This window comes from Bacillus sp. mrc49 (genome assembly GCF_002803435.1).
Window position 1 is genome coordinate 1 of sequence record NZ_PHNG01000745.1, and the last position, 8,875, is coordinate 8,875.

Here is an 8,875-nt window from a genome sequence, read left to right on the forward strand (position 1 = left end):
GTAGTAAGCGTGACGAGGATAACAGGTGGAAGCACGTGGAATGTAATTCCGGGTGAGGTCACACTTGAAGGAACGATCCGGACTTTTGAGTCGGCAATACGGGAGGAAGTAAAGCGGAAATTTCATTCGATCGTAAATAATATCGCGGCCGCTTTTTCACAGGAGGCTGTGATTGACTGGTTTCCAGGGCCGCCTGCGCTTCATAACCATCCAGCTATTACAGAGATGGCACGCAGTTCCGCTTTGGGGCAATCATTAGATGTAATCGATCCAGAACCTTCAATGGGTGGGGAGGATTTCGCTTATTATCTTCAACATATTCCCGGTACTTTTGCCTTTTTTGGTACGAACGGAAACGAAGACTGGCATCACCCAGCCTTTACGGTTGATGAAAAAGCGATAATGAAAGCCGCCTATTTTTTATCTGAAAGTGCCAAGGATTTATTGTGTAAACATGGAGAGTGGTGAAGGCAGGATTTGCCGAGCACATTTGGGGAAAGACTTTGTACGTTGAATTGAAGATTCGTGAGGGCAAAGAAATGAGAGACAAGGAGGACCCCTGTCTCTGGCATTCTTTCTTTTTATTGCCATACATAACTTTTACTAGAATGAGAAGGGACATTTCAGCAGCTGCATCATTTTTAAAACGATTAGCCTTTTCCTGCTTGGAATCCGGGATATTTGGTCATTCCGCCATCAGCGTATAAGGTCATGCCCGTTACGTAGCTTGATTCAGCTGAGGCTAGCCAAGCAGCACAAGCGGCAATCTGTTCCGGTTTTCCGATATATCCCATTGGAATTAAGTCGATGACCTCTTGTTTAGCTTTTGGATCATTGAACTTCTCGGCATTGATGGGTGTATCGATGGCGCCAGGGGATATGTTATTGATGCGAATCCCTTTAGGGGCGTACTCAAGTGCAAGGGTTTCCGTCATCATCTTCACTCCGCCTTTACTTGCTGCATAGTGGACAAAATGAGGCCAAGGGATCCGATCATGTACGGAGGACATGTTAATGATATTCCCTTTAATGTCATGATCCAGCATATAGCTGATCGCTTCCCTGCTTGCCAGGAACATCCCGGTTAGATTTACATCAATGACCTTCTGCCAATCTTCAAGTGTCAATTTTTCACTTGGCACTTCATTTTCAATACCGGCATTGTTGATCATGATGTCGATTGTCCCGAACGTATCGACCGCGAATGAAAGCAGTTCCTTAACATCCGCTTCCTTCGAAACGTCGCCTTGGATCGCTGCCGCTTTGCCGCCCGCTGCTTCGATCGTTTGGATGATATCCTTATGATCATCATTTTCAGTGTGATAGTTCAAGACTACATGCGCTTTTTCCTTACCGAACCTCTCGGCCATGGCTTTTCCTAGCCCTTTTGCCGCCCCGGTGATGACGACGACTTTTTTCTCTAAATCTTTATACATGATAAATCACTCCTTGAATCATTCTTTTGTAAAGCCGATCATGACCCCGCCAGCAATGACGAGTACACAGCCGATGATGACGAAGGTCATTTGCTTTTTCGATTTTTTCTCCCCTAAGAGAAAGATGCCGCCTAAAGTGGAAATGACGATTCCCATTTGGGAAAAGGAGAAGGCAATGGCGACACCAACCTTTGGATTAGCGAGCAGAAGGCCGATGTTACCGACTGCCCACATCAGTCCTGTCAGGATATTTCTTCCGGCATATTTATTGAACGGTTTATGCTTGAGGGAAAGCAGCAGGGCAGCTAGGAACATGCCGATTGCTTGCGGCAAGATCGCAGACCATCCGTCCACTTCATTCCACCTGACCACGATGACATATGTAACATAACCAGCCGTTGAAATGGCAAGATAAAATAGCCCCTTTTTCATGCTTCCTTGTTTTTTTTCAGCACCGTCACCATAACTTGTCAGCAAGACACCGGTAATCAAGCAGATGATGGCAATGATGCCGATGATGATTGTAAGTTTGTCATTCCATTCCCTGAAAATGATCACGGCGAAAAATGTATTTCCTAAAATTTGTAGCCCCGTCGAAATGGGAACGGTTTTAGAAACCCCAATTTCTTTGACACTATTAAACTGAAATAACTGACCGAACGCCCACCCTATTCCGGATATGATGCCGACGATCCACACCAGACTGCTCCATTCCGGGGGATTGATGAAGGACATCACGATGGCGAACAGTAATGAACCGACTGTAATGCCGAGTGTTTGATTATAAGAACTGCCTCCAAGTTTTTCGGAAACAAGCACCAAACTGCCCCATGTCAAAGCGGGGAGAAGTGCCAAGAGAATACCTTCCACGAATGTCAACTCCTAAATTGGAAAATCCTTTTTAAAATGAATAGTAAATACTTAGATAGCAAGCTATTGATTTATATTACGTTCCCTTTACACGGGAAAGAAAACATGGTATTCATTTACCAATTTGAAATCATCCCTCTTTCACTTGGATAGGTTATCAAGGTGTAAACAATGAAATTGTGCGTGATTTATGGTACTTTTAACTTAAAAAAGATAGGAGCAATAAGATGACGACATTGAATGAATGGTTTGAGAAGGGTATCCCAGCCGAAGAATTTGTTTCTTCCATGAAGGTCCATAAAGAAAGCTTGCAGTCGATCCTTGAGAACTTTTCCATTTCTGCGGAAGATCAGGATCTTTTTGATGAATGGAAAGCGAAAGATCTTCGGGCCATTGTCCTTACTGAAGACTGGTGCGGAGACGCGATGATGAATATACCGATCCTGTTGAATATTGCTGAAGCTGCAAATATCGAAACGCGCATGGTTCTACGAGATGATAATCTTGAACTGATGGATCAATACTTAACGAATGGCACAGCGCGTTCCATTCCCATCTTTATATTCATCGATAAGCATGGCGAGGAAAGAGCTGTATGGGGACCTCGTGCACCTAAAGTGCAGGACTATGTCATGGAGCTGCGTTCCGTATTGCCAGCCAAGGATGATGAACGATTTGAAGCCGAGCAAAAAGAAGTCTTTAAAAAGATCACGAAGGCGTTTTCCGAGGATAGGAACCTTTGGTCTGAAGTTTACGGCAGCATCAAGGAGACATTGGGAAAAATTGGTTGAATTCTCGCAGTAACGGGAATTTCAGGCTGTAGGCAAACTCGATAGTCATTGAGGATGTCTACGGCTTTTTTGCGAAATTCAACCATTAAATTCGCCTCCACTAGCCTTAAAACTTCAATAAAATTCCATTTTTACGCAAGGCATCATCCCTGCTTTAAACGTAATGAAAAATCAAAAAGGCTTCGGAATGAAAACATTCCGAAGCCTTTTTGTCTGGCTTGCGCCGGTGCTTCCAATGACGTTCTTACTGTCATCCCATCATGGTATCGTACCTGACAGCATAGCCTTACCTTACCCTTTTACTACTTCCTGTCCGCGAACATTCCATGTAATCGCAAATACGACTACTGCAAGAACACAAGAAATTGTGATTAATGTAAAGCCTGCGTTCCAACCTGCAAAGTCCACTACATATCCCATCATGGCATTCGCTGCCACAGACCCACCTAAATATCCAAACAAGCCAGTCAATCCTGCGGCAGTACCGGCAGCTTTTTTAGGAACTAGATCAAGTGCTTGTAGACCTATTAACATTACCGGTCCATAAATTAAGAAGCCAATCGCAATCAAGGAAATGATATCGACCATTGGGTTTCCTGCGGGATTAAACCAGTAAACCAGGACAGCGATTAATACTCCCAGCATAAAGACAACCCCCGCCGGTCCACGACGACCTTTAAAAACTTTATCCGATATATATCCGCATAATAAAGTTCCGGGGATGCCAGCCCATTCGTACAAGAAATAAGCCATACTCGATTTATCCATATTAAAGCCTTTTTCTTCGCTCAAATAGGTCGGTGCCCAATCAAGTACACCATAACGGACGAAATATACAAAGATATTTGCAATTGCGATTGCCCAGACCCATTTGTTATTCAATACATATTTGAATAGAATCTCTTTTGTTGTCAATTCCGTTTCAAACAACTTTTTCGTTTTATTAGGATAATCATTGCGATATTCTTCAATTGGTGGTAAACCAACTGATTGGGGTGTATCACGTATTAAGAGAAATGAAATGAATGCAATTACAATAGCAACTAATGCAGGGAGTATAAAAATTCCTTCATAGCCAGCATAAGAAGAGCCCATTGATGTAGCAAAGATGGAGACACCTGCAATGGCCAATGGTGCCATTAAGCCGCCGCCCACGTTATGGGCAACATTCCATATCGCTGTTTTTCCCCCTCTTTCACTTACACTATACCAGTGAACGAGTACTCGGCCAGATGGGGGCCATCCCATTCCTTGAAACCATCCATTAATGAATAACATGATGAACATGATTGCAACCGATGAAGTAAAGAAAGGGACGAATCCCATAAGGAGACTTACGATTCCTGCTAGAATCAAGCCTGCTGGCAAGAAATACCTTGCATTGCTTCGATCTGAGACGGTTCCCATTACAAACTTACTTATCCCGTATGAAATGGAAATGGCAGACAACGCTAGTCCCAGCTGTCCGGTTGTAAATCCTTCTTCCTTTAAATAGGGCATGGCCATGGAAAAGTTTTTCCGAATTAAATAATACGCTGCATAACCAATGAAGATCCCGATGAAAACTTGTAACCTGAGTTTTTTATATTCAGAGTCAATTTTTTCCTCAGGTAATCTTTGAACTGGCGGGGCAGGCTTAAACATTTTGAACATTTCAATCCTCCTTAATGAATTTAAGTTATGAACGTGGTTAAGAAACGGCGATAAAACAAAAAAACCCATACCAAAATAGCGTACCTTCATATAGACAGGTCCTATTAAAGCATGGGTCTCCAAATCTCCACCATCATTAACTTGTACAGAAAATAATACCTGCATATAAAAGTGTTGTCAACGTTTACATACGTCCGGGGTGGGGGATGTCAAGCAGTTGAGTCATTTAACAAAGGTAACGCTATAAAATCCATGATTGAAATCAATCAGGTATTCTTGCGACTCCAAAGGATTTTTTAGGCTTTCTTTATTGCGAAAATATTAAATTCATATTTTTTTGTCCGCACAATATGGACAACGATAAAATTATCTATTATTATGATGGGTATAACCACTAATACAAAAGGATTCATGTTGAATCCATCTGTATTTTTGGGAAGGACACATGTATTTTCTTAAAAATAGTAAAATTCTATATTCTTAAAGGTTTGTTTTTAGAATAGGAGTAAATCATAAAAAAATCCGCATTTGTTCCAACCAATAATGAGGGGGTATATGTAATGACTAGTGAATCATTAAATCAATTTTTAACAGATAATTTGAACGATTTAAAAGATAAAGGTCTGTACAACGTTATTGATCCGGTAGAAGGTCCAAACGGTCCGGTAATCACCATTGCTGGCAGAGAGCTGATCAATTTATCATCCAATAACTATTTAGGTTTAGCCACGGATCAACGATTGATTGATGCTTGCATCGAAGCGACGAAGAAATATGGTGTCGGAGCCGGAGCGGTTCGAACGATCAATGGAACGTTGGATATCCATGTCAAATTGGAAGAAAAGCTGGCGGAATTTAAACATACAGAAGCGGCCATTGCTTATCAATCTGGATTTAATTGTAATATGGCAGCGATTTCAGGAGTGATGGATAAGAATGATGCCATCCTTTCAGATGAACTGAATCACGCTTCAATCATTGATGGATGCCGTTTGTCCAAAGCAAAAATCATTCCCTTCATCCATTCGGATATGGAGGATTTACGATCAAAGGCACGTCAAGCAAAAGAGTCGGGATTGTATAACAAGGTCATGGTCATTACCGATGGAGTGTTCTCCATGGACGGGGATATTGCCAAGCTTCCTGAAATCGTGGAGATTGCCGAAGAATTTGACTTAATTACGTATGTTGATGATGCGCATGGTTCTGGTGTATTGGGAAATGGTGCAGGGACGGTAAAACATTTTGGCTTATCGGATAAAGTCGATTTCCAAATTGGCACATTATCCAAAGCGATTGGTGTTGTTGGAGGTTATGTAGCGGGGAAGAAGGATTTAATTGATTGGTTGAAGGTTAGAAGCCGGCCATTTTTATTTTCAACGGCTGTCACACCTGGGGCAGTTGCTTCGAGCATAGAAGCCATCGATATTTTGATGAACAGCTCGGAACTTCAAAATAAGCTGTGGGAAAATAGCGCTTACTTGAAAAAAGGTCTAAAGGAATTAGGGTTTGATATCGGCGAGAGCGAAACACCGATCACGCCTTGCATTATTGGCGATGAAGCAAAAACACAGCAATTCAGCAAGCGGCTGAATGAAGAAGGGGTGTATGCCAAGTCCATCGTATTCCCTACCGTACCAAGGGGAACTGGAAGGGTAAGGAATATGCCGACTGCTGCCCATACAAAAGAGATGCTCGATCGTGCCATAGCGATTTATGAAAAAGTGGGGAAAGAGATGTCAATCATCTAACGGGTTAAATTGCTTGCTGGGAATACATTGGGGAGGGATTTTTAATGAAAAAGGTCTTAGTCACAGGAGCTTTAGGTCAAATTGGTTCAGAACTGACGCTGAAAATGAGAGAGATTTACGGAGCCGACAATGTCGTGGCAACGGATATCCGTAAGACGGAGAGCTCCGTTGTCCAATCGGGTCCATTTGAAATTTTGGATGTTACCGATGAAAAAGAGATGTTCAACATTGCCAAGAAGCATGAAGTGGACACCATCATTCACTTAGCTGCTTTATTGTCTGCAACAGCTGAGAAGAAGCCGCTGTTAGCCTGGAATTTGAACATGGGTGGATTGGTGAATGCGTTGGAAGCGGCACGGGAGCTCAATTGCCGATTATTTACTCCAAGCTCGATCGGAGCGTTCGGTCCAACCACACCTAAAGATTGCACACCGCAAGACACGATACAACGTCCAAATACGATGTATGGAGTGAACAAAGTATCGGGAGAGTTGCTATGTGATTATTACCATCATAAATTTGGCGTTGATACGAGAGGTCTTCGTTTCCCGGGGCTGATTTCGTATGTCACGCCTCCTGGCGGCGGGACCACCGACTATGCGGTTGAAATTTACTATGAAGCGATTAAAAACAGGAAATACACTTCCTACATCGCTAAAGGAACGTATATGGATATGATGTATATGCCTGACGCCTTGGCTGCCATCATGGCATTAATGGAGGCGGATGCATCCAAGCTGAAGCATCGGAATTCTTTCAATGTATCGGCCATGAGCTTTGACCCGGAACAAATTGCTGCCGAGATTAAAAAGCATATTCCTGACTTTGTCATGAACTATGAGGTCGATCCCGCCAGACAATCCATTGCCGACAGCTGGCCGAATAGAATCGACTCGACTTGTGCGAAGGAAGAGTGGGGATTCAAAGCGGAATACGATCTGGAGAAAATGACGAAGGATATGTTGGTTAAGCTTGGATTGAAATCATTTTTAGTGACCGCATAACGGACCGTATCTGAATAAAAGAGTTGCAAGACTCTTTTATTCAGGTTATTTTATTAAGGTCGTGATTTTTTTAGCGGTTGAATGATACACTTTCGGAATCATGGAAAAGTAAGCGCTTTCTGGATAATTCACGTTGTAAGCTGATAAATGTGAAAATTCGTATGAATCTTTCAAACTATCAGGAATGCTTGAATTTAAAGTGTGAAATGATTTTGAAGCGTGTGAAGACGCCTGCTCATCACTTCGGTACGATATGTTTTCATTGGGAGTATGCAGCAAAATTGACTGATTAGCAGTGTAGGGGGAAATGGAATGGCAAACAAAGATTTGAATAGGGACTTGAAAGGCCGTCATATTCAGATGATCGCTTTGGGCGGGACAATTGGTGTTGGTTTATTCATGGGTTCGGCCAGCGCAATCAAATGGACAGGCCCGTCTGTCATGTTAGCTTATGCAATCTCAGGTTTATTCATCTTCTTGATCATGCGTGCGATGGGGGAAATGCTATATTTAGAGCCAAGTACAGGCTCATTTGCGACATTTGGTTATAAATATATCCATCCATTGGCAGGATATATGACTGCATGGAGTAACTGGTTCCAATGGGTTGTTGTCGGGATGGCCGAGATCATCGCAGTCGGGACGTACATGCAATATTGGTTCCCTCACCTTCCTCCATGGATACCAGGCTTGATTGCAATGGTGATCCTAGGGGCGGCGAACTTGATTTCCGTTAAATCTTTCGGTGAAATCGAATTCTGGTTTTCATTGGTTAAAATCGTAACGATCGTCTTGATGATCGTTGCAGGATTTGGACTTATCTTCTTCGGCTTAGGTAACGGCGGAGACGCAATCGGACTATCAAATCTTTGGGAACACGGTGGGTGGTTTACAGGCGGTTGGAAAGGCTTCTTCTTTGCACTATCACTTGTTGTGGCTGCCTATCAAGGCGTGGAACTGATCGGGATTACAGCTGGCGAAGCGAAGGATCCGCAAAAAACGATCACCAAAGCGATTCAAAGTACGATATGGCGTATATTGATCTTTTACATCGGTGCCATCTTCGTTATTGTAACCGTTTACCCTTGGGACCAACTAACTGCAATTGGAAGCCCATTCGTGGCCACCTTTGCTAAAGTCGGTATCACGGCAGCAGCTGGCATCATCAATTTTGTCGTCATCACAGCGGCCATGTCCGGCTGCAACAGCGGCATATACAGTGCAGGACGGATGCTTTATACATTAGGAATGAATGGACAAGCACCTAAATCCTTTGCAAAAGTTTCTCAAAGCGGCGTTCCTCTATTCGGTACGTTCGGTGTAATCATCGGATTGGCCATTGGCGTCGTGTTAAGTTATATTGCTCCTAA

At 42.9% G+C, this 8,875-nt stretch carries 8 protein-coding genes; 5 read left to right on the plus strand and 3 right to left on the minus strand.

The genetic code is table 11. The features are described from left to right. Window positions 1-468 (plus strand): M20/M25/M40 family metallo-hydrolase (locus CVN76_RS21820; protein ID WP_157805755.1); only part of this gene is annotated, 468 nt, incomplete at its 5' end. A 182-nt stretch (window positions 469-650) separates the two neighbouring features. On the opposite strand, the gene CVN76_RS21825 is transcribed toward CVN76_RS21820, so the two are convergent. Next, window positions 651-1,436 (minus strand): glucose-1-dehydrogenase, encoded by a 786-nt coding sequence (locus tag CVN76_RS21825; protein WP_061143574.1) that lies wholly within the window; start codon window positions 1,434-1,436, stop codon window positions 651-653. Between the two features lie 18 nt (window positions 1,437-1,454). Then, entirely contained in the window at window positions 1,455-2,306 is an 852-nt protein-coding gene (locus CVN76_RS21830) for a GRP family sugar transporter (RefSeq protein ID WP_061143573.1), read from the minus strand. 227 nt (window positions 2,307-2,533) lie between these two features. Between CVN76_RS21830 and CVN76_RS21835 the strand changes: the two genes are divergently transcribed. Continuing rightward, a complete protein-coding gene (locus CVN76_RS21835) occupies window positions 2,534-3,097 on the plus strand; it encodes a thioredoxin family protein (RefSeq protein WP_100533044.1) in 564 nt (187 codons plus the stop codon). Window positions 3,098-3,388: 291 nt separating this feature from the next. Here the strand turns inward: CVN76_RS21835 and glpT are convergent, their stop codons facing one another. After that, entirely contained in the window at window positions 3,389-4,750 is a 1,362-nt protein-coding gene (gene glpT / locus CVN76_RS21840) for a glycerol-3-phosphate transporter (protein WP_061143571.1), read from the minus strand. 560 nt (window positions 4,751-5,310) lie between these two features. On the opposite strand from glpT, the gene CVN76_RS21845 reads away from it, so the two are divergent. The 3 genes from CVN76_RS21845 to CVN76_RS21855 all read left to right on the plus strand — a co-directional run. Continuing rightward, entirely contained in the window at window positions 5,311-6,501 is a 1,191-nt protein-coding gene (locus CVN76_RS21845; RefSeq protein WP_100533045.1) for a glycine C-acetyltransferase, read from the plus strand. A gap of 44 nt (window positions 6,502-6,545) precedes the next feature. Continuing rightward, a complete protein-coding gene (locus CVN76_RS21850) occupies window positions 6,546-7,505 on the plus strand; it encodes an L-threonine 3-dehydrogenase (protein WP_061143569.1) in 960 nt (319 codons plus the stop codon). A gap of 312 nt (window positions 7,506-7,817) precedes the next feature. Further along, a partial coding sequence (locus CVN76_RS21855; protein WP_100533046.1) for an amino acid permease occupies window positions 7,818-8,875 on the plus strand: 1,058 nt, incomplete at its 3' end.